The sequence below is a fragment of the Actinophytocola sp. KF-1 genome (genome assembly GCF_054661535.1).
This window is the reverse complement of the sequence record NZ_BAAFVK010000001.1, coordinates 988,715-1,008,409: the sequence shown is the minus strand read 5'-3', so window position 1 is coordinate 1,008,409 and position 19,695 is coordinate 988,715. Positions and strand designations below refer to the sequence as shown.

Here is a 19,695-nt window from a genome sequence, read left to right as displayed (position 1 = left end):
TCAATTCTCGGCAAGAACCCGCGCCACCGAGCGCACGTGCGCGGCGTCCTGGCAGCCCACCATCAGCATCGTCACGCCACGGTCGGCCCACTTCCCGACCTGCGCGCGGACCTGGTCTGCCGTGCCGATGATCGCCGTCTCGGCCACCAGCTCGTCCGGCACCGCGGCAGCGGCCTCGGCCTTGCGGCCCGCGCGGAACAGCGCCGTGACCTCGTCGACCACCTCGCCGTAGCCCATCCGCCGGAAGAGGTCGGCGTGGAAGTTCTTGCTCTCGGCACCCATGCCACCCGCGTAGAGCGCGATCACCGGCCGGTGCCGGTCGTACGCGGCCGCGGGGTCGTCGGTGACCGTGACGACCGCGTTCGCCGCCACCTCGAAGTCGGCCCGCGACCGCCGCGCGCCGGGCCGGGCGAAGCCCTCGTCCAGCCAGGCGTTGTACTGGTCGGCCAGCTTCTCCGAGAAGTACACGGCCAGCCAGCCGTCGGCGATCTCGGCGGCCAGCGCGACGTTCTTCGGCCCTTCCGCGCCGAGCCAGATGGGCAGGTCCCCGCGCAGCGGGTGGGTGATCGGCCGCAGGGGCTTGCCCAGCCCGTCGGCGCCCGGGCCCGTGTACGGGAGCGGGTAGTGCGGCCCGTCGCTGGTCACGGGCGCCTCCCTGGCGAGGACCTTGCGCACGATGTCGACGTACTCGCGCGTGCGGGCGAGCGGCTTCCCGAACGGCGCGCCGTACCAGCCCTCCACGACCTGCGGCCCGGACACCCCGAGCCCGAGGATGGCCCGCCCGCCCGACAGGTGGTCGAGGGTCAGCGCCGCCATCGCCGCCGCGGTCGGGGTGCGCGCCGACAGCTGCGCGACGGCCGTCCCGAGCCGCACGTGCCGCGTCGCCGACCCCCACCAGGCCAGCGGCGTGAACACGTCCGACCCCCACGACTCGGCCGTGAACACGGCGTCGTACCCGGCCTCGTCCGCGGCGACGACCATCTCCGCCGCGTTCGGCGGCATGCCCGCACCCCAGTACCCGAGCTGCAGTCCAAGTTTCATAGCGTGATCGTAGAACGAGTTCTCACCCGATCAATGTCGCCCATAGATCACCCGTTCGATACGAGGATGATTACACGCCCATCGGCTATCGTTGTGGCATGTCAGCGCAACCTGTCGAGCCACCTCGGGCGACGTCCTTCAAGGACGCCTCGCCCCTGGAGATCAGGGCTGCGCTGATTCCCGAGGAACAGCCGGACTTCGATCGCCAGTGGCGCAAGGCCATGATCGAGGCCGCGGACTCCTTAGACCTGGCCGACGTGCATCGAGTCCTGGACAGCTGGCGACGCCGCGCCATGATCACCACGCACCTCGGCCCACATGGCTATCGCCGCATGCTCGCACGAGCCGAAGACATCCTCCGCACCGGTGAACCACCCGCGGACTCGGTCTCATTGGACGAGATCAAGGAACTCATCGCAGAACGGCTGGCCCGATAGCTTGTACCGCATCCGGACCGATCGGCAGGCCCGGGAACAAATAGCGGCACTACCCGACTACGCGCTGGAGCACTACGCGCCAGTACTCAGCGTGCTCGAACTCGTTCCCTGGCATGGCCATCCCCACAACGACGACAACCCGAAAGGCGCTCTCCGGCAGCTCCTGTTCGGCCCTGACAACCAAGGAATCGTGATCTACCTGATTTTGGAGGACCAACGCTATGTCGATGTACTCGAAGTTATGTGGCTGGGCTGATCGTTCGACCCTTGCCTCGGCAAACTAGAACGTGTTTCACTCATGGTGTGACTCAGGCACCGTTGTCCGCACCGCTCGACATCGGGTTTGACTACACCCGGTCACTGGGACCGACGCTCAGCCGCTTCGTCACCGGGCTCGCCCAGCGGCGGATCCTTGGCGCGCGCGGCGACGACGGCCGTGTGCACGTGCCGCCGCCCGAGTACGACCCCGTGACCGGGAGAGCGCTCTCCGATCTGGTCGAGGTGGCGCACACCGGAACCGTCACGTCGTGGTGCCGTCAGCCGGAACCCCTTGCCGGGCAACCGCTCTCCCACCCGTTCACGTGGGCGTTCATCAAGCTCGACGGAGCCGACACGCCGATGCTCCACGCCGTTGACGCCGACGACGTGCGCACCGGGATGCGGGTCCGAGCGCGGTGGGCGGACACGGGCGGCAACGGCGTGCGGGACATCGTGTGCTTCGGGCCGGAGGACAGCGAGCCCGCGGTCGGGCCGCGGGACGCCGACGAGCTGACCATGCTCGCGACGCCGATCCAGCTGAGCTACCAGCATTCGGCGTCGCCGGAGGAGAGTCGGTACCTGCGCGGGTTGGCCGAGGGCAAGCTGCTGGGACAGCGCTGTCCCGTGTGCCGCAAGGTCTACATCCCGCCGCGCGGGGCCTGCCCGACCGACGGTGTGCCGACCGAGGAGGAGATCGAACTTCCTGACCGCGGGATCGTCACCACGTTCTGCATCGTGAACGTGCCGTTCCTCGGGCAGCGGATCAAGCCGCCGTACGTGGCGGCCTACATCCTGCTCGACGGTGCGGACATCGCGTTCCTGCACCTCGTGCTCGGCTGCGCCGCCGACGAGGTGCGCATGGGGATGCGGGTCGAGGCAGCGTGGAAACCGCGCGAGGAGTGGGGCACCACGCTCGAGAACATCGACCACTTCCGACCCACGGGAGAACCCGACGCGCCGTACGACTCCTTCGCGGGACACCTGTGAGCGGAGCCGGCGGAGCGAACCATCAGGCGCCACGGCGCCTCGAAGCCTGCGAGGAGGCGGCATGAAAGACGCGGTCAGCATCGTCTCGTTCGCGCAGGCGCCGCACGTGCGCGAGACGCACGGCACCACCAACGGCGTCGAGATGCTCGTGCCGATCTTCGCCGAGGCGCTCGGCAAGGTCGGCTTGTCCAAGAAGGACATCGGGTTCTGGTGCTCCGGCTCGTCGGACTACCTCGCGGGCAGGGCGTTCTCCTTCATCGCCGCGGTCGACGCCATCGGGGCGTTCCCGCCGATCAACGAGTCGCACGTGGAGGCCGACGCCGCGTGGGCGCTCTACGAGGCGTGGGTGAAGATCCGCACCGGCGAGGTCGACACCGCGCTGGTGTACGGCTTCGGCAAGTCCTCGGCTGGGCAGCTGCGGCGGGTGCTCGCCATGCAGCTCGACCCGTACACCGTCGGTCCACTGTGGCCGGACGCGGTGAGCATCGCCGGGTTGCAGGCCAGGTTCGGCCTCGACGCCGGGTTGTGGACCGAGCGTGACATGGCCGAGGTCGCGGCCCGCTGCCGCGGCGGCACCGCCGACGAGCTGCTCACGCGGCCGTACTTCGCCGACCCGCTCCGCACACACGACTGCGCTCCCGTCACCGACGGCGCCGCGGTCGTGATCCTCGCCCGCGACGACCGGGCCCGCGACCTGACCGACCGGCCCGCGCGCATCGTGAGCATCCAGCACCGCGTCGAGACCCCGCACCTCGGTGCCCGCGACCTCACCACGTCGCCGTCCACGGTGGCCGCCGCCAAGGCCGCGGGCGCGGACGGGGTCACGCTCGCCGAGCTGCACACGCCGTTCAGCCACCAGGAGATCCTGCTGCGCCAGGCGCTCGGGTTCGGTGACGAGGTCGTGGTCAACCCCTCCGGCGGCCCGCTCGCCGGCAACCCCATGTTCGCGGCCGGCCTCGCCAGGATCGGCGAGGCGGCCACGCGAATCCGGCCGGGCGAGCGCGCGCTCGCGCACGCGACCAGCGGACCCGCGCTCCAGCAGAACCTCGTCTGCGTACTGGAGGCCGACTGATGGGCAAGCGACGCGCCGCGGTCCTGGGCGTCGGCCAGACCCACCACCGCAGCAAGCGCCTCGACGTGACCATGGCCGGGTTGTGCCGCGAGGCCATCGACCGCGCGCTCGCCGACGCGGACCTGACGTTCGCCGACATCGACGCGGTCGTGCTCGGCAAGGCGCCGGACCTGTTCGAGGGCGTCATGATGCCCGAGCTGATGCTCGCCGACGCGCTCGGCGCCACCGGGAAACCGTTGCTGCGCGTGCACACCGCCGGGTCCGTCGGCGGGTCGACGGCGAACGTCGCGGCGAGCCTGGTGCAGGGTGGCGAGCACTCGCGCGTGCTGGCGGTGGCGTTCGAGAAGCAGTCCGAGTCCAACGCGATGTGGGCGCTGTCGATCTCGGTGCCGTTCCACATGCCGGTCGGCGCCGGCGCGGGCGGCTACTTCGCCCCGCACGTGCGCTCCTACATCCGCCGGTCCGGCGCGCCACGGCACATCGGCGCGCTCGTCGCGGTGAAGGACCGGCGCAACGGCGCCAAGAACCAGTACGCGCACCTGCGCCAGTCCGACATCACGCTCGAGTCGGTGCAGGAATCCGCGATGCTGTGGGACCCGATCCGCTACGACGAGACGTGCCCATCGTCGGACGGCGCGTGCGCGATCGTGCTCGGCGACGAGTCCGCCGCGCAGGGCCGCACGGCCGCGTGGATCCACGCCACGGCCATGCGGACCGAGCCGACCACGTTCGCCGGGCGTGACCAGGTCAACCCCCGCGCGGGGCGGGACGCGGCGGCGGCGCTGTGGCGGGAGGCGGGCATCGACGACCCCCTGTCCCAGGTGGACGCCGCGGAGATCTACGTGCCGTTCTCGTGGTTCGAGCCGATGTGGCTCGAGAACCTGGGGTTCACCGAGGAAGGCCAGGGCTGGAAGCTCACCGAAGCGGGCGAGACGGAGCTGACCGGGCGGTTGCCGGTCAACCCGTCCGGTGGCGTGCTGTCGTCGAACCCCATCGGCGCGTCGGGCATGTTGCGGTTCGGCGAGGCGGCGATGCAGGTCATGGGCCGCGCGGGCGAACACCAGGTGGACGGCGCGCGGATCGCGCTCGGTCACGCGTACGGCGGAGGGTCGCAGTACTTCTCGATGTGGGTCGTGGGAGCGGAGAAGCCATGAGCGGAGCTTGCGGAGCGAATCATCGTGTACCAGGAGCGCTCGGAGCCTGCGAGGAGCGGCCGTGAAGTTCACTGTGGGTGTGGCCCTCAGCCCGTTGGACCAGCTGCCCGAGCTGGCGAAGACGGCGGAGGAGTGCGGGTACAGCTCGATCGCGTTGCCGGACTCGCTGTTCTTCTCCGAGGAGGTGTCGGCGTCCTACCCGTACACCCCGGACGGCAGCCGGTTCTGGAACGAGGAGACGCCGTGGGTGGACCCGTTCGTGGCGGCCGCCGCGATGGGTGCGGTGACGTCCCGGATCCGGTTCTACACACAGGTGCTGAAGCTCAACCCGCGCAATCCCGTGTTGCTGGCCAGGCAGATCGGCTCGGTCGCGGTGATGACGGGCAACCGGTTCGGGCTCGGGGTGGGGCTGGGCTGGTCGCCGGAGGAGTCGCAGTGGTGCGGCGGGCACTTCGACCACCGCGGCGCCCGCGCCGACGAGGCCATCGACGTGATCAAGCTGATCCTCGGCGGCGGCATGGTGTCCTACGTGGGCAAGTACTACGAGTTCGGCAAGCTGCGCATGTCCCCGGCGCCGAGCGAGCCGGTGCCGGTGTACGTCGGCGGGCACACCGAGGCCGCGTTGCGCCGCGCGGCCCGCGTGGGTGACGGCTGGACCTCGGCGATGATCAAGTTCGACGACCTGCGGGACGTGATCGCCCGGCTGGGCGCGCTGCGTGCCGAGCACGACCGCACGGGACCGTTCGAGATCCAGGCCGTGTGCGTCGACCGGTTCGGGCTCGACGGCTTCCGCCGGCAGGCGGAGATCGGCGTCACCGACGCGATCGTCGTGCCGTGGGTGTTCTACGGCGTCGGCCTCGACGGTCCGCTGCAGGCCAAGAAGGACGGGATGAAACGGTTCGCCGACGAGATCATGGGGCAGCTATGACAGCGGTCACCTGGAGCGGTCCGGAGACCGCGCACCCGGCCCGCACCGCGTCGCGCCGGTCGATGGACGCGGTGTCTCGCGGCGCCAAGGACGACTGGCTGGCGCTGTTCGCCGACGACGCCGTGGTGGAGGACCCGGTCGGCGTGTCGATGTTCGACCCGACCGGCGACGGGCATCGTGGCCGGGCGGCGATCGCCGCGTTCTGGGACCTGGCGATCGGCAACGCGGAACGCATCGAGTTCGAGATCCGCGACTCGTTCGCCGCGGGTGACGAGGTCGCGAACGTCGGCACGATCTCCTCGTACCTGCCGGGCGGCAGCCGGATCGACGCCGAGGGTGTGTTCGTGTACCGGGTGAACGGCGCGGGGCAGATCGTGTCGCTGCGCGCGTTCTGGGAGGTCGAACGCGCGATGGCTACGCTGCGTCAGGTTTGAGCTCGATCCCGTACTCGGCGCAGGCCTTCACCACGTCGTCCTGCGCGAAGTCGGTGCGCACCAGGAAGTCCGCGAGGCCCTCGTCCTCGCTGAACACGGTCATGGCGAAGTAGGCGGAGTCGAAGGCGCGGCGCAGTTCCTCGTTGGGCGCGCCTGCCCTGACCCTGGTCAGTTCGTCCAATGTGGACTTGGCGACGGCGGTGAAGTCGGCCGGCGCGGCGGCGTAGTTCCCGGCCGCGATGTAGAGCTTGCCGACGGCGGCGCCGTAGTCGTCGCAGAAGTGCTGGGCCGGGTTGGCGCCTGCACACGCCGTCAGCAGCCCGCCCAGCAGGACGGTGACGGTGGCGATGCGACGGAACACGTGCCCAGCGTGCCTGCGCGGGTGTGCTGCCCTCTGCCTCGGCCGGACGGCAGAACGGGCCGGGGCGGGTGCCCGAAGGGGCGGCTCAGCGGGCGACGCCCACGACGGTGTCGTAGGCGCGCTCGTCGGTGAGGAGCGCGAGCATGAGGTGGGCGACGTCGGCTCGGGAGACGAACCGGGCACGCGCAAGGTTGCCGCCGATCGCGATCCGGTACTCGCCGCGGGGCCGGTCGGTGAGCCGCGGCGGGCGCACGACCGTCCACGTGAGACCGCTGGCGGCGATGTCGCGCTCCATGACCTCGAGGTCGGCGTAGTTGGCGGCGAAGACCCGGCTGACGATCGGGTGCAGTACGCGCCGGTCGAGGAACCCCTCCCCGGGCGGGCGGGGCCCGACGGGCGCGGCGGACACGGCCTCGAAGCGCGGCACGCCGGCGCCGGTGAGCGCGGCGAGGATGTGCTTCGTGACGCCGGAGGCGACGGCGCCGTCCGCGCGGGTGCGCGGCCCGACGGTGGAGAGCGCCGCGTCGCACCCGGCGACCGCCTCCTGGAGCCGGTCGACGTCGGCGAAGTCGGGCACGACCGCGACCTGCGCGCCCTCCGCCTCGAAGTCCCGCCGCCCGACCGCGGTGACGGAGTGTCCCTGGTCGACCGCCTGACGGACCAGCTGCCGACCGATCCCGCCGGTCGCGCCGAAGACCGCGAGCTTCACCGCGCACCTCCGCTATATTTCAGTACGCACCACGTACGATATGGAACTCATAATATATGTCGAACGTACCACAGGACTCGCGCACGCGCCGCAGGCTCACGAACTCCGTGAAGGACTCCGTGCGCGGCATGCGCAGTGAACTGGCCATGCTCAACCGCCGGATCAGCGCGCGCCTCGACCTGCGGGATGGTGACCTCGACTGCCTCGAGCTGGTGGCACGGCTGGGACCGCTCGGCCCGTCCGCCCTCGCACGAGCGGCGGGCGTCCACCCGGCGACGATGACCGGCGTGCTGGACCGCCTGGAGAAGGGCGGCTGGCTCGCCAGGGAGCGTGATCCGAACGACCGCCGCAGCGTGGTGCTGCGGGTGCGACCGGAGCGGGTCGGTGAGGTGTTCGCGCTGTACAGCGGCATGAACGCGGCCTTGGACGAGATCTGCGCCGGGTACACGGACGAGGAACTGAAGGTCATCGCGGACTTCCTGGACCGGACAGGCACCGCGGGCCACGCGGCGACCCGCGACCTGGACGAGGGCCAGTAGAGCACCTGACCACCGACAGCACGCGCTCACGTCGGTGGTCGCCGGCACCCGAGGCCGGAGGCCGCAACCTGTGGACAACCAACTCCCGAGCGCCCGCCCTTGTCGGTGGTCGCCGGTACGCTGGTGACCGGGGGCCGGAGGCCACGCTCGCGATCGCCGTTCTGCGGTTGCATCGGTTGCGACCGAACGGTTTCGATGTCGCCCGCGTCCACGGATCGAAGGCCGGAGTCCTGTTCGATGGTGCGCCCGGCCGCCGGTGCCGAGCCCGCCGGGCGGCCACAGCCATACGGTCATCGCGCCGGAGGCCCAGCCCTGTGGATGGGCCCCTTGTCGCCGAGCTGTTCTGTCGGTGGTCGCCGGTACGCTGGTGACCGGGGGCCGAAGGCCACGCTCGCGGATCTGCGCGTGCATCGGTTGCGAGCAAACGGTTTTCGACGTCGCCCACGTCCGGCGACCGCAGCCCGGAGCCCTGTTCGATGGTGCGCCGATCGTCGGGTGCAGCGATGCGTGCGGCCACAGCCACAGGGTCATCGACGCCGGCGGCCCAGCCCTGTGGATGAACCGGACAGTTCTGTCGGTGGTCGCCAGTACGCTGGCAACCGGGGGCCGGAGGCCAGGCTCACGATCCCCGCTCTGCGGGTGCATCGGTTGCGAGCAAACGGTTTTCGACGTTGACCACGTCCGGCGACCGCAGCCCTGTTCGATGGTGCGCCGGAGCCGAGCCCTGTGGATGAACCGGACAGTTCTGTCGGTGGTCGCCGGTACGCTGGTGACCGGGGGCCGGAGGCCGTCCCTACGTGTACGTGACCTGCAGCTCCTTGATGCCGTTCAGCCACCCCGACCGCAGTCGCCTCGGGGGGTTGACCTGCCTGATGTTCGGCATGTGGTCGGCGATCGCGTTGAAGATCAGGTCTATTTCCAGCTTCGCGAGGTTCGCGCCGACGCAGTAATGCGCTCCGGTGCCGCCGAAGCCCAGGTGCGGGTTGGGGTCGCGCAGGATGTCGAAGCGTTCCGGGTGGTCGAAGACGTCGGTGTCGAAGTTGGCGGAGCTGTAGAACATGCCCACCCGGTCGCCCTTCCTGATGGGGACGCCGCCCAGTTCGGTGTCGGCCATCGCCGTGCGCTGGAACGACATGACCGGGGTCGAGTAGCGCACGATCTCGTCCGCGGTGGTGGTGGGGCGGTCGGACTTGTACAGCTCCCACTGGTCGGGGTTGTTCAGGAACGCGTGCATGCCGTGGGAGATGGCGTTCCTGGTGGTCTCGTTGCCTGCCACCGCCAGCAGCAGCACGAAGAACCCGAACTCGTCCGACCCCAGCGCCTCGCCGTCGATGTCGGCGTTCACGAGCGTCGTGGCGATGTCGTCCATCGGGCACTTCTTGCGTTCCTCGGACATCGCCCACGCGTAGCCCAGCAGCTCCGCCGACGCGGCCTCCGGGTTGACCGAGTACTCAGGGTCGTCGTAGGCCACCATCTGGTTGGACCAGTCGAACACCTTGTGCCGGTCGTCCTGCGGGATGCCCAGCAGCTCCGCGATCGCCTGCAGCGGCAGCTCGCACGCCACCTGCGTCACGAAGTCACCGCCGCCGCGGGCGCGGGCCTCGGCGACGATCCGCTCGGCCCGCGCGGCGAGGGCGTCCCGCAGCCGGTTCACGGCCTTCGGCGTGAACCCGCGGGACACGATGCCGCGCACCTTCGAGTGCTGCGGCGGGTCGATGTTCAGCATGATCAGCCGCTGGGCTTCGATCTTCTCGCGGGTCATGTCCGGGTTGAAGCGGATGATCGCCGTGTTCTCGGCGGACGAGAAGACCTCGCTGTTCCGCGAGACCTCCTTGACCTCGGCGTACCGGCTCACCACCCAGAACCCGTCGTCACCGAAGCCCGCGAGGTTGTGCGGCTGCGCGTTCCACCACACGGGTGCGGTGCGGCGCAGCTCGGCGAACTCCTGAACCGGGATCCGATGCTCGTACAGGTCGGGGTCGGTGAAGTCGAAGCCGTCCGGGATCACCATGGCCTCCCGCAGATATGGAACACGTTCTAGCTGATTGAAGCACACAGGAAGAAGACAACCAAGCGCCTGCTTGCTTCGATAGGTAACGCGTTCTAGTTTGGGCTCCATGGGAAACCCGGTGATCGTGGCGGCCGTGCGCACCCCCATCGGCAAGCGCGGCGGCGACCTGTCCGGCAGGCACGCCGCCGACCTGCTCGGCGTCGCCCAGCGTGCGGTGGTCGACCGCGCCGGCATCGACCCCGCGCTGGTCGAGCAGGTGTTCGGCGGCTGCGTCACGCAGGCGGGCGAGCAGTCCAACAACGTCACGCGCACCGCGTGGCTCTACGCCGGACTGCCCTTCCAGACCGGCTGCCTGACGCTCGACTCCCAGTGCGGGTCGGCACAGCAGGCCATGCACCTGGTCGCGGCGCAGATCGCGGCCGGCGCCATCGACGTCGGCATCGCCTGCGGCGTCGAGGCCATGAGCCGGGTGCCGCTGCGGTCGAACGTCGGCGTCGACGTGGGCACGCCGCGACCCGCCGACTGGTCGATCGACCTGCCCAACCAGTTCGGCGCCGCCGAGCGCATCGCGGTCCGGAGGGGGCTCTCCCGCGCGGACCTCGACCGTTTCGGGGCGCTCTCCCAGCAGAAGGCACGCAAGGCGTGGGACGCCGGGCACTTCGACCGCGAGGTCGTGCCGGTCGGCGACGTCACGCGCGACCAGGGCCTGCGCGAGACCAGCATGGAGGCGCTCGCCAAGCTCAAGCCGGTGCTCGACGACGGCCTGCACACCGCGGGCTCGTCCTCGCAGATCTCCGACGGCGCGGCCGCCGTGCTGCTGGTGGACGAAGCGAAGGCCCGCGCCCTCGGGCTCACACCGCGGGCGCGGATCGTCACGCAGTGCCTGGTCGGCACCGACCCGTACTACCACCTGGACGGTCCGGTCGACGCCACCGAACGCCTGCTGGCGCGCAGCGGCATGAAGATCGGCGACCTCGACCTGTTCGAGGTGAACGAAGCGTTCGCGTCGGTCGTGCTGTCGTGGCAGTCCGTGCACGAGCCGGACCCCGACCTGGTGAACGTCAACGGCGGTGCGATCGCGCTCGGTCACCCGGTCGGCAGCACCGGCGCCCGGCTGGTCACGACCGCGCTGCACGAGCTGGAACGCCGGGGCGCCGCCACCGCGCTGATCACGATGTGCGCGGGTGGGGCGCTCTCCACGGGCACGATCATCGAGCGGGTCTGACATGGGTGTCACGGTCTCCACCGCCGAGCCGGGTGTCGTCGTCGTGACGATCGACCACCCGCCGGTCAACGCCCTGCCGGTCGCCGGCTGGTTCGCGCTCGCCGACGCGGTGACCGCGGCAGGCCGCGACCCGGCCACCCACGTCGTCGTGCTGCGGGCCGCCGGGCGCGGGTTCTGCGCGGGCGTGGACATCAAGGAGATCCAGCGCGACGGCCACGAGGCGCTGGTCGGCGCGAACCACGGCTGTCACGCCGCGTTCGGCGCGGTGTACGACTGCGCGGTGCCGGTGATCGCGGCCGTGCAGGGGTTCTGCCTCGGCGGCGGCGTCGGGCTGGCCGGCAACGCGGACGTCGTGGTGGCGGCGGACGACGCGACGTTCGGGCTGCCCGAAGTGGACAGAGGAGCGCTCGGCGCGGCCACCCACCTTGCGCGGCTGGTGCCGCAGCACCTGATGCGTGCCATGTACTACACGGCCACCACGGTCACCGCCGAACAGCTGCACCACTTCGGGTCGGTGTACCGGGTGGTGCCGCCCGGCGAACTGGCGGGCGCCGCGCTCGACGTCGCGAAGCAGATCGCGGCGAAGGACCCGCGCGTGATCCGCGCGGCGAAGCGGGCGATCAACGGGATCGACCCGCAGGACGTGCACCGCAGCTACCGGTACGAGCAGGGGTTCACCTTCGAGCTGAACCTGACCGGCGCCGCGGACGAGGTGCGGGATCGGGGGTGGGCAGGTGGACAAGCGGATGACCGCCGATGAGGTGGTGTCCACGCTGTCGGACGGGATGACCATCGGAATCGGCGGCTGGGGGTCGCGGCGCAAGCCGATGGCGCTGGTGCGGGCGATCCTGCGGTCGCCGCTGAAGGACCTGACGGTCGTCAGCTACGGCGGGCCCGACCTGGGACTGCTGTGCGCGGCGGCCAAGGTGCGGAAAGCCGTGTACGGGTTCGTGTCGCTGGACTCGATCCCCTACGACCCGCACTTCCGGAAGGCCCGCGAGTCCGGCGCCATCGAGGTGCGCGAGTTCGACGAGGGCATGCTGCAGACCGGGCTGCGGGCGGCCGCGCACCGGTTGCCGTTCCTGCCGATCCGCGCCGGGCTGGGGTCGGACGTGCTGGCGCTGGACCCGTCACTGAAGACCGTGCGCTCGCCGTACGAGGACGGTGCGGAGCTGGTCGCGATGCCCGCGCTGCACCTCGACGTGGCGCTCGTGCACCTCAACCGCGCCGACCGCCGGGGGAACGCCCGCTACCTCGGGCCCGACCCGTACTTCGACGACCTGTTCTGCCTGGCGGCGAAGAAGCGGTACGTGTCGTGCGAGTCCGTTGTGGACGACATCGCCGAGGGTGGGCCGCCGCAGACGTTGCTGCTGAACAGGATGATGGTCGACGGTGTGGTGGAGACCCCGCGCGGTGCCCACTTCACCAGCTGCGTGCCGGACTACGGCCGGGACGAGGCGTTCCAGGAGACCTACGCCTCGACGGACTGGGAGTCCTTCGTGGACCGTTACCTGTCCGGCGACGAGGCCGCCTACCAGAAGGCGGTCGCATGAACCGCATGGATGTCTGCGTGGTCGCGTGCGCCGAGCTGTTCCGCGGTGACGGCGAGATCCTCGCGAGCCCCATGGGCCCGGTCCCGTCGCTGGGCGCACGGCTCGCGCGGCGGACGTTCGAACCCGACCTCGTGCTGTCCGATGGCGAGGCCACGCTGCTCACCGCCGACGGGAAACCCGAGGGCTGGTTGCCGTACCGCGCGGTGTTCGACGTGGTCGCGCACGGGCGGCGGCACGTGGTGATGGGCGCGAACCAGATCGACCGGTACGGCAACCAGAACATCTCGTGCATCGGCCCGCACCAGGCGCCCAAGCGTCAGTTGCTGGGGGTGCGCGGCGCGCCGGGCAACACCGTCAACCACCGCACGAGCTACTGGGTGCCGAAGCACTCGCCGCGGGTGTTCGTGCCCGCCGTCGACGTCGTGTCCGGGGTGGGTTACGACCGGGACGGTGGGCCGTTCCACGACGTGTACCGGGTCGTGACGAACCTGTGCGTGCTCGACTTCGGCGGCCCGGACCACGCGATGCGGGTCGTGTCCGTCCACCCCGGGGTGACGGTCGACGAGGTCGTCGAGCAGACCGGGTTCCCGCTGGTGGTCGACGACCCGCCGGTGACGCGGGAGCCGGCGGACGAGGAGCTGGCGATCATCCGCGAACTGAATCCGGCCTGGTGATGGACACCGCGCTGACGACGCTGACCGGCGTCCGGCACCCGGTGGTGCAGACCGGGATGGGCTGGGTCGCGGGCCCCCGGCTCGTGTCGGCGGTCGCGAACGCGGGCGGGCTGGGCATCCTCGCGTCGGCGACGATGACGTTCGACGGGCTGCGGGCGGCGATCGCGGAGGTCAAGGAGCGGACCGGAGAGCCGTTCGGGGTGAACCTGCGCGCGGACGCGGCCGACGCGGCGGACCGGGTGCGCCTGATGATCGAGTCCGGGGTGCGGGTGGCGTCGTTCGCGCTGGCGCCGTCGCGGGAACTGATCGGGACGCTGAAGGACGCGGGCGTCGTGGTGATCCCGTCGGTCGGCGCGGTGCGGCACGCGGAGAAGGTGGCCGCGTGGGGCGCGGACGCCGTGGTGGTGCAGGGCGGCGAGGGTGGCGGGCACACCGGCCAGGTGGCGACGACGATCCTGGTGCCGTCCGTCGTGGACGCGGTGGACATCCCGGTGATCGCGGCGGGCGGCTTCTACGACGGGCGCGGGCTGGCGGCGGCGCTCGCGTACGGCGCGGCGGGCGTCGCGATGGGCACGCGGTTCCTGCTGACCGAGGAGAGCACGGTGCCGCAGGCGGTCAAGGAGGCGTACCTGGCGCGCGGCCTGGCGGACACGGTCGTGACGACGAAGGTGGACGGGATGCCGCACCGGGTGCTGCGCACGGACCTGGTGGCGGGCCTCGAGAAGGCGAACCGGGCGACGGCGCTGCTGCGCGCGGTGCGCAACGCGAGCCGGTTCCGCAGGTTGACGGGGCTGTCGTGGTCGTCGGTGGTGCGCGAGGGCCTGGCGATGCGGCGGAACCGCAGGCTGACGTGGTCGCAGCTGGTGATGGCGGCGAACACGCCGATGCTGCTGCGCGAGGGTCTGGTGAAGGGCAACACGGACGCGGGTGTGCTGGCGTCGGGGCAGGTGGTCGGCGCGCTGAGCGACCTGCCGACGTGCGCGGAGCTGATCACGCGGATCGTCACCGAGGCCGAGGACGTCATCGCCCGCCTGCCACGCTGATCAGGGCAGAGCGCTGTCTCACACCGCCTTCTCCAGCTCCTCCAGCGACTCGTCCAGCAGGCCCAGCAGCCGCTGCAGGTGGGGCACGGTGCGACGGCAACCGGTCAGGCCGAACTCGAGGCTGCCCGCGTAGCTGGTGACCGTGATGTTGAGCGCCTGCCCCTCGTACGGGATGGACAGCGGGTACACGCCCTGCATGCGCGCGCCGTTCCAGTACAGCGGCTTGCGCGGGCCGGGCACGTTGGAGATCAGCACGTTGAACGCGGGCGGCGTGATCTTGATCATGCCGGGGATCGTGCCGATCGCGAGCGGGATCAGCGGCAGCGCCGACAACGCGGTGATCTGCAGGCGGCTCATCCCGTGGTACACCTGCTTGCCCTTGAGCATCGACTCGTGGATGGTCGTCAGGCGGTCGAGCGGCTCCGCCAGGTTCGTCGCGAGGTCGCACAGGATGAGGCCGATCGCGTTGCCGCCCGCGGACGAGTCCGTGCGCAGCGACATCGGGATCGCCGCGACCAGCGGCTTCTCCGGCAGCGCGCCGAGGTCGAGCATGTAGCGCCGCAGCGCGCCGGAGCACATCGCGAGCATGACGTCGTTCATGGTGGCGCCCGCTGCCTTGCCGACCGCCTTGATCCGGTCGAGCGGCCAGCCCTGCGCGGCGAACCGGCGGGCACCGGTGATCGGGACGTTGAACATCGTCCTCGGGGCCTGGAACGACAGCGTCGCCGACTGCTCGCGGAACGCCTCGTTGACGAGCTTCGCCGCCGCCGAGCCGAACCCGCGGATCTCCTTGGCGAACTCGGTGACCGCGCGGACCGGGTCGAACGCCGCGTCCTCGTCACGCCGCGTGGAGGTGAACACGTCCGTCCGCACGCGCGGTGACCACGGCGGGCGGACCGTCATGTCCGACGGGTCCTCCGAGAGCGACTTCTGCAGGAACCGCAGCGCCGACACGCCGTCGAGCAGCGCGTGGTGCACCTTCGTGTACGTCGCGAAACGGTTGCCCTGCAAGCCTTCCATCACCGTGAACTCCCACAGGGGGCGGTGCCGGTCGAGCAGGTAGCCGTGCAGCCGGGACGTCAGCTCGAGCAGCTCGCGCACCCGGCCGGGCCGCGGCAGGCCGGACAGCCGCACGTGGTACTCGAGGTCGAGCTGGTCGTCGCCGGACCACGCGAACTGGCCGACGCTGCCGACCGGGCCGCGCGGGCGGCGGCGGAACAGCGGGCGCACGTCCACAAGTGACAGCAGTTGCCGGTGGAAATCGCTGACGTAGTCGGGGCCCGCGCCGTCCGGCAACTCGAACAGCTGGAGCCCGCCGACGTGCATCGGGTGCTCGCGGGATTCGGCGAGCAGGAACATCGAGTCCGTCACCGGCATTATGGCCATCGGGGAAACCTCCTGCCGAAACCCTAGGGGGAAACGAATGCGTCTTCTACTGGCCACCACCGCCAATGCCGGGCATTTCGGACCGATGGTGCCGTTCGCCGAGGCCTGGCGCGCCGCCGGGCACGAGGTGCTCGTCGCGGCGCCCGTGTCGTTCGCCGCCGCGGTCGAACGCGCCGGCTTCCGGCACTGGCCGTGTCCCGACGTCGATCCGGACGAGCGAGCGGCGTTCATGGCGCGGTTCATGGCCGCGCCGCCGGAGGAGCGGAACGAGGTCACGATGATCGTCGGCGGCGAGATGGCCGCCCGGTCGATCCTGCCGGGCATGCTGTCCGCGATCGACGAGTGGCGGCCGGACGTCGTCCTGCGTGAGATCGGCGAGCTGGGGTCCGCGCTCGCGGCCGAGCTGCGCGGGGTGCCGCAGGTGCAGGTGCTGATCGGGCTGTCGAAGTTCCTCGGCTTCACGGCCGGGCTGGGCGCGCGGGCACTCGCCGGGCTGCGGGCGTCGCTCGGGCTGCCCGCCGACGAGGAGGGCCGGTTCCTCCACGACCTGACCTCGGTCAGCCTGCTGCCGGAGTCGTTCGAGGAGCCGGACGGGCCGCCGGTGCACCGGTTCCGGCCGCCGGTGCCCGCGCCGACGTCGGACTGGAGCGGTTCGCGGCCGCTGGTGTACGCGACGTTCGGGACGGTCGCCGCCCAGGTCCCGTTCGCGGCGACGACGTTCCGGACGGTCGTCGATGCGGTGGCCGACCTGCCGGTGCGGGTGCTCGCGACCGTCGGCGACGCCGGGGACGTCGACGGGTACCCGCCGAACGTGCGGGTCGAGCGGTGGGTGCCGCAACACGACGTGCTGGCCTCGGCGGCGGCGATGGTGTGCCACGGCGGGACGGGGACCGTGCTCGGCGGGTTGACGGCCGGGGTGCCGATGGTGGTCGTGCCGCAGTTCGCGGACCAGCCGGACAACGCGGCCCGCGTGGCGGCGATGGGCGTGGGACTCGCGGTGGGCGGCGGCGAGGACCGGCCCGCGACGGTGGCGGAGGTGCGGGCGGCGGTGTCGGAGGTGCTGGGCACACCGTCGTACCGGGCGGCGGCCTCGAAGGTCCGGGACGAGGTCGCTTCACTGCCACCGGTGGCGGAGGCGGTTTCGTTGATCACCGGGGTCGCGTGAGGGGTTGACGTTCGTGGGGTCTCGGGGCTTGGCCTCCGGCCCCGGTTCCAGCGTCTCATGCGGCACCGACAGATTCGGCTTCGCGGCGGTTGGTTGTCCACAGCTCGCGATGGCGGCTGGCCTCCGGCCCCCGGGTCCAGCCTCTCACGGGGGACCGACAGTTTCTGGCGCACCGCGGCTGGTTGTCCACAACCCGCAGGCCGCGGCGGGCCCGGCTTGGCCTCCGGCCCCCGGTTGCCAGCCTGCCATGGGGCACCGACAGTTTTGGCGCTGGCGGCCGAGGTTGTCCACAGACAGGTGGGCTCCGGCATCCGGGTGAGTGCGCGCATCCGCACGCGGCAGTGACAGGGGCTGGCCTCCGGCCCCCGGATCCAGCCTCTCACGGGGGACCGACGGTTTCTGGCGCACCTCGGCTGGTTGTCCACAATCCGCAGGCCGCGGCGGTCCGGGCTTGGCCTCCGGCCCCCGGTTGCCAGCCTCCCACGGGCCACCGACCGTTTTGGCGCTGCGGGCCGCAGGTTGTCCACAGGCAGGTGTCGGCCTCGGGCGTCGCACAAGGAACCGGCAGGCTCCGGGCTGATTGCCCACCGGCGAGTGGCGGCGACAGGGGGGTCGGCCTCCGGCCCCCGATGCCAGCCTGCCATGGACCACCGACACTCTCGGCGCTGCGGGCCGAGGTTGTCCACACGCCGGTCTCCGGTGTCTCACAAGACCGGGTTGCCCGCATCCCGCGTGCGGGAACGACATGGGGCTGGCCTCCGGCCCCCGGTTGCCAGCCTCCCACGGGCCACCGACACTCTCGGCGCTGCGGGCCGGAGTTGTCCACCGGGTCACGGGTGCTGGCTGCTCACCGAGACGACCTCGCCGGTCATGTAGGACGCGTAGTCGCTTGCCAGGAACACCATCACGTTCGCCACTTCCCACGGTTCCGCCGCTCGGCCGAACGCCTCCTTCGCCGCCAGTTCGGCCAGCAGGTCCTCGCTCGTCACCTTTGCCAGGAACGGGTGTGCGGCCAGGCTCGGCGCCACCGCGTTGACGCGGATCCCGTGTGCCGCGACATCCATCGCCGCGCAGCGGGTCAGTGCCATCACGCCCGCTTTCGCCGCCGCGTAGTGGGCCTGGCCCTCCTGCGCTCGCCACCCCACCACCGACGCGTTGTTCACCACCGCGCCCGCGCCCTGCTCGACCATCTGGCGCAGCGCGGCCCTCGTGCAGCGGAACGTGCCGTTCAACGTCACGTCCAGCACCCTGGTCCACTCCTCGTCGGTCATGTCGACGATCGAGCGCGTGCCGCCCAGGCCCGCGTTGTTGATCATCACGTCCAGGCGGCCGTACTCGGCCACCGTTCCGTTGATCAACGCCTGGACCTGGTCCTCGTTCGTGACATCGCACGGGATCGCGTGCGTGCCCAGTTCGGCCGCCGTCTTCTCCAGGCGCTTCTCGTGCCAGTCGCTGATCACCACCTGTGCGCCCTCTTCCGCGCACCGCCGCGCGACCGCCGAGCCGATGCCCGTGCCCGCGGCCGCGGTGACCACCACGACCTTGTCCTTCAGCAGGTCGTGACCGGTCACGGACGCGCCTCCCTCGGCAGGCCGAGCACCCGCTCGGCGATGATGTTGCGCTGGATCTCGTTCGAACCGCCGTAGATCGTGTCCGCCCTGGTGAACAGGAACAGGCGCTGCCACTCGGACAACTCCCCGTCCGTGGCCATGCCCACCGCGCCCAGCACCTCCATCGCCAGCTCGCCCAGCGCCCGGTGCCACGTCGCCCACACCAGCTTCGTCACCGACGCGCCCTCACCGTCGATCGTTCGCAGTGCGTGCCAGCGCATCACGTCCAGGCCGATGCGCGCCCTCGTCAGCTTGTCCTTCAGCACCGGGTCGTCCAGCGCGCCGGTGTCACGCGCCAGCCCGATCAGCGCGTCCAGTTCGCGCCGGAAGCCGACCTGCTGGCCGAGGGTGGCGGCGCCGCGTTCGAAGCCCAGCGTCGTCATCGCCACCCGCCAGCCGTCACCCGGGGCGCCCACCACCAGGTCCGCCGGCGTGCGGGCCGCGGTGAAGAACACCTCGTTGAACTCCGAGCCGCCGGTCAGTTGCTCGATGGGACGCACCTCCACACCGGGCTGGTCCATCGGCACCAGCAAGTACGACAGGCCCTTGTGCCGCTTCGAGCCCGGTTCCGTCCTGACCACCGCGAAGCACCACTGCGCCAGGTGGGCCAGGGACGTCCACACCTTCTGCCCGGTGATCACCCACTCGTCGCCGTCGCGGGTCGCGGTGGTCGACACCGACGCCAGGTCCGAGCCCGCGCCCGGTTCCGAGTAGCCCTGGCACCACAGCTCCTCGACCCGCTTGATCGGCGGCAGGAAACGTTGCCGCTGCGCGGGTGTGCCCAGCGCGATCAGCGTCGGGCCCAGCAGTTCCTCGCCGAAGTGGCTCACCCGTGCCGGCGCGCCTGCCCGGGCGTACTCCTCGTGGAAGACGACCCGCTCCTCGATCGACGCGCCGCGGCCGCCGTGCTCGGGCGGCCAGCCCAGGCACGTCCAACCCGACGCGGCGAGGTGGCGGTCCCACTCGATGCGCTCGTCGAACGCCTCGTGCTCACGGCCGGGGCCGCCCAGTCCGCGCAGTGCGGCGAAGTCGCCGGACAGGTTGTCGGCCAGCCATGCGCGCACCGTCGCGCGGAACTCCTCCAGCGGCGTCACGGGTGTTAGCCTAC

General features: G+C 71.1%; 21 protein-coding genes. 14 read left to right on the top strand and 7 right to left on the bottom strand.

The features are described from left to right. The gene (locus ACYQ77_RS04930) at positions 1-1,041 is read right to left on the bottom strand and encodes an LLM class F420-dependent oxidoreductase (protein ID WP_459707791.1); all 1,041 of its coding nucleotides are present in this window, start codon (positions 1,039-1,041) and stop codon (positions 1-3) included. A 98-nt stretch (positions 1,042-1,139) separates the two neighbouring features. On the opposite strand from ACYQ77_RS04930, the gene ACYQ77_RS04925 reads away from it, so the two are divergent. The 7 genes from ACYQ77_RS04925 (at position 1,140) to ACYQ77_RS04895 (ending at position 6,311) form a co-directional block, all read left to right on the top strand. Continuing rightward, positions 1,140-1,478: a DUF6247 family protein gene (locus tag ACYQ77_RS04925; protein ID WP_459707790.1), complete on the top strand. Its 339-nt coding sequence runs from the start codon at positions 1,140-1,142 to the stop codon at positions 1,476-1,478. A 1-nt stretch (position 1,479) separates the two neighbouring features. Then, positions 1,480-1,734, top strand: a complete 255-nt coding sequence (locus tag ACYQ77_RS04920) for a hypothetical protein (RefSeq protein WP_459707788.1) — start codon at positions 1,480-1,482, stop codon at positions 1,732-1,734. Between the two features lie 47 nt (positions 1,735-1,781). Beyond that, complete coding sequence (locus ACYQ77_RS04915; protein WP_459707787.1) at positions 1,782-2,723, top strand: Zn-ribbon domain-containing OB-fold protein; 942 nt, start codon at positions 1,782-1,784, stop codon at positions 2,721-2,723. 61 nt (positions 2,724-2,784) lie between these two features. Next, positions 2,785-3,795 carry a thiolase domain-containing protein gene (locus ACYQ77_RS04910; protein ID WP_459707786.1) on the top strand — a complete coding sequence of 337 codons (1,011 nt, stop codon included), beginning with the start codon at positions 2,785-2,787 and terminating at the stop codon, positions 3,793-3,795. Further along, positions 3,795-4,949, top strand: coding sequence for a thiolase domain-containing protein (locus tag ACYQ77_RS04905; protein ID WP_459707785.1), 1,155 nt, complete (start codon positions 3,795-3,797; stop codon positions 4,947-4,949). The genes ACYQ77_RS04910 and ACYQ77_RS04905 overlap by 1 nt, the downstream gene beginning before the upstream one ends. A gap of 61 nt (positions 4,950-5,010) precedes the next feature. After that, a complete protein-coding gene (locus ACYQ77_RS04900) occupies positions 5,011-5,877 on the top strand; it encodes a TIGR03619 family F420-dependent LLM class oxidoreductase (protein ID WP_459707783.1) in 867 nt (288 codons plus the stop codon). Continuing rightward, positions 5,874-6,311: a nuclear transport factor 2 family protein gene (locus ACYQ77_RS04895; RefSeq protein ID WP_459707782.1), complete on the top strand. Its 438-nt coding sequence runs from the start codon at positions 5,874-5,876 to the stop codon at positions 6,309-6,311. The genes ACYQ77_RS04900 and ACYQ77_RS04895 overlap by 4 nt, the downstream gene beginning before the upstream one ends. Here ACYQ77_RS04895 and ACYQ77_RS04890 read toward each other — a convergent pair. Then, the gene (locus tag ACYQ77_RS04890; RefSeq protein WP_459707780.1) at positions 6,292-6,672 is read right to left on the bottom strand and encodes a hypothetical protein; all 381 of its coding nucleotides are present in this window, start codon (positions 6,670-6,672) and stop codon (positions 6,292-6,294) included. The genes ACYQ77_RS04895 and ACYQ77_RS04890 overlap by 20 nt on opposite strands. A gap of 85 nt (positions 6,673-6,757) precedes the next feature. Further along, positions 6,758-7,381 (bottom strand): NAD(P)-dependent oxidoreductase, encoded by a 624-nt coding sequence (locus tag ACYQ77_RS04885; protein ID WP_459707778.1) that lies wholly within the window; start codon positions 7,379-7,381, stop codon positions 6,758-6,760. Positions 7,382-7,437: 56 nt separating this feature from the next. On the opposite strand from ACYQ77_RS04885, the gene ACYQ77_RS04880 reads away from it, so the two are divergent. After that, positions 7,438-7,920 carry a MarR family transcriptional regulator gene (locus ACYQ77_RS04880; RefSeq protein ID WP_459707776.1) on the top strand — a complete coding sequence of 161 codons (483 nt, stop codon included), beginning with the start codon at positions 7,438-7,440 and terminating at the stop codon, positions 7,918-7,920. Between the two features lie 793 nt (positions 7,921-8,713). Here ACYQ77_RS04880 and ACYQ77_RS04875 read toward each other — a convergent pair. Beyond that, on the bottom strand, positions 8,714-9,931 hold the full coding sequence (locus tag ACYQ77_RS04875) for a cytochrome P450 (protein WP_459707774.1): 1,218 nt from the start codon (positions 9,929-9,931) through the stop codon (positions 8,714-8,716). Positions 9,932-10,037: 106 nt separating this feature from the next. On the opposite strand from ACYQ77_RS04875, the gene ACYQ77_RS04870 reads away from it, so the two are divergent. The 5 genes from ACYQ77_RS04870 to ACYQ77_RS04850 are packed head-to-tail and all read left to right on the top strand — an operon-like array spanning position 10,038 to position 14,426. Next, entirely contained in the window at positions 10,038-11,156 is a 1,119-nt protein-coding gene (locus ACYQ77_RS04870; RefSeq protein WP_459707773.1) for a steroid 3-ketoacyl-CoA thiolase, read from the top strand. 1 nt (position 11,157) lies between these two features. Then, positions 11,158-11,916, top strand: coding sequence for an enoyl-CoA hydratase family protein (locus tag ACYQ77_RS04865; RefSeq protein WP_459707771.1), 759 nt, complete (start codon positions 11,158-11,160; stop codon positions 11,914-11,916). Next, positions 11,903-12,709 (top strand): CoA transferase subunit A, encoded by an 807-nt coding sequence (locus tag ACYQ77_RS04860; protein ID WP_459707769.1) that lies wholly within the window; start codon positions 11,903-11,905, stop codon positions 12,707-12,709. The genes ACYQ77_RS04865 and ACYQ77_RS04860 overlap by 14 nt, the downstream gene beginning before the upstream one ends. Then, positions 12,706-13,383, top strand: a complete 678-nt coding sequence (locus ACYQ77_RS04855) for a CoA-transferase subunit beta (protein WP_459707767.1) — start codon at positions 12,706-12,708, stop codon at positions 13,381-13,383. Before ACYQ77_RS04860 ends, ACYQ77_RS04855 begins: the two co-directional genes overlap by 4 nt. Continuing rightward, positions 13,383-14,426, top strand: coding sequence for an NAD(P)H-dependent flavin oxidoreductase (locus ACYQ77_RS04850; protein ID WP_459708155.1), 1,044 nt, complete (start codon positions 13,383-13,385; stop codon positions 14,424-14,426). Before ACYQ77_RS04855 ends, ACYQ77_RS04850 begins: the two co-directional genes overlap by 1 nt. Before the next feature lie 18 nt (positions 14,427-14,444). On the opposite strand, the gene ACYQ77_RS04845 is transcribed toward ACYQ77_RS04850, so the two are convergent. After that, complete coding sequence (locus ACYQ77_RS04845) at positions 14,445-15,812, bottom strand: WS/DGAT/MGAT family O-acyltransferase (protein WP_459707765.1); 1,368 nt, start codon at positions 15,810-15,812, stop codon at positions 14,445-14,447. A 37-nt stretch (positions 15,813-15,849) separates the two neighbouring features. Between ACYQ77_RS04845 and ACYQ77_RS04840 the strand changes: the two genes are divergently transcribed. Further along, positions 15,850-16,977 carry a glycosyltransferase gene (locus tag ACYQ77_RS04840; RefSeq protein ID WP_459707763.1) on the top strand — a complete coding sequence of 376 codons (1,128 nt, stop codon included), beginning with the start codon at positions 15,850-15,852 and terminating at the stop codon, positions 16,975-16,977. An 830-nt stretch (positions 16,978-17,807) separates the two neighbouring features. On the opposite strand, the gene ACYQ77_RS04835 is transcribed toward ACYQ77_RS04840, so the two are convergent. Together ACYQ77_RS04835 and ACYQ77_RS04830 are read right to left on the bottom strand one after the other, a co-directional pair. Then, on the bottom strand, positions 17,808-18,548 hold the full coding sequence (locus ACYQ77_RS04835) for an SDR family oxidoreductase (protein WP_459707762.1): 741 nt from the start codon (positions 18,546-18,548) through the stop codon (positions 17,808-17,810). Continuing rightward, positions 18,545-19,681, bottom strand: coding sequence for an acyl-CoA dehydrogenase family protein (locus ACYQ77_RS04830; RefSeq protein ID WP_459707760.1), 1,137 nt, complete (start codon positions 19,679-19,681; stop codon positions 18,545-18,547). The genes ACYQ77_RS04835 and ACYQ77_RS04830 overlap by 4 nt, the downstream gene beginning before the upstream one ends. Positions 19,682-19,695: the final 14 nt, after the last annotated feature.

Coding starts and splice junctions, on each gene's coding strand:
- ACYQ77_RS04930 (WP_459707791.1), bottom strand. CDS start 1,041: ATGAAACTTGGACTGCAGCTCGGGTACTGGGGTGCGGGCATGCCGCCG.
- ACYQ77_RS04925 (WP_459707790.1), top strand. CDS start 1,140: ATGTCAGCGCAACCTGTCGAGCCACCTCGGGCGACGTCCTTCAAGGAC.
- ACYQ77_RS04910 (WP_459707786.1), top strand. CDS start 2,785: ATGAAAGACGCGGTCAGCATCGTCTCGTTCGCGCAGGCGCCGCACGTG.
- ACYQ77_RS04905 (WP_459707785.1), top strand. CDS start 3,795: ATGGGCAAGCGACGCGCCGCGGTCCTGGGCGTCGGCCAGACCCACCAC.
- ACYQ77_RS04895 (WP_459707782.1), top strand. CDS start 5,874: ATGACAGCGGTCACCTGGAGCGGTCCGGAGACCGCGCACCCGGCCCGC.
- ACYQ77_RS04880 (WP_459707776.1), top strand. CDS start 7,438: ATGTCGAACGTACCACAGGACTCGCGCACGCGCCGCAGGCTCACGAAC.
- ACYQ77_RS04875 (WP_459707774.1), bottom strand. CDS start 9,931: ATGGTGATCCCGGACGGCTTCGACTTCACCGACCCCGACCTGTACGAG.
- ACYQ77_RS04870 (WP_459707773.1), top strand. CDS start 10,038: ATGGGAAACCCGGTGATCGTGGCGGCCGTGCGCACCCCCATCGGCAAG.
- ACYQ77_RS04865 (WP_459707771.1), top strand. CDS start 11,158: ATGGGTGTCACGGTCTCCACCGCCGAGCCGGGTGTCGTCGTCGTGACG.
- ACYQ77_RS04860 (WP_459707769.1), top strand. CDS start 11,903: ATGACCGCCGATGAGGTGGTGTCCACGCTGTCGGACGGGATGACCATC.
- ACYQ77_RS04855 (WP_459707767.1), top strand. CDS start 12,706: ATGAACCGCATGGATGTCTGCGTGGTCGCGTGCGCCGAGCTGTTCCGC.
- ACYQ77_RS04850 (WP_459708155.1), top strand. CDS start 13,383: ATGGACACCGCGCTGACGACGCTGACCGGCGTCCGGCACCCGGTGGTG.
- ACYQ77_RS04845 (WP_459707765.1), bottom strand. CDS start 15,812: ATGGCCATAATGCCGGTGACGGACTCGATGTTCCTGCTCGCCGAATCC.
- ACYQ77_RS04840 (WP_459707763.1), top strand. CDS start 15,850: ATGCGTCTTCTACTGGCCACCACCGCCAATGCCGGGCATTTCGGACCG.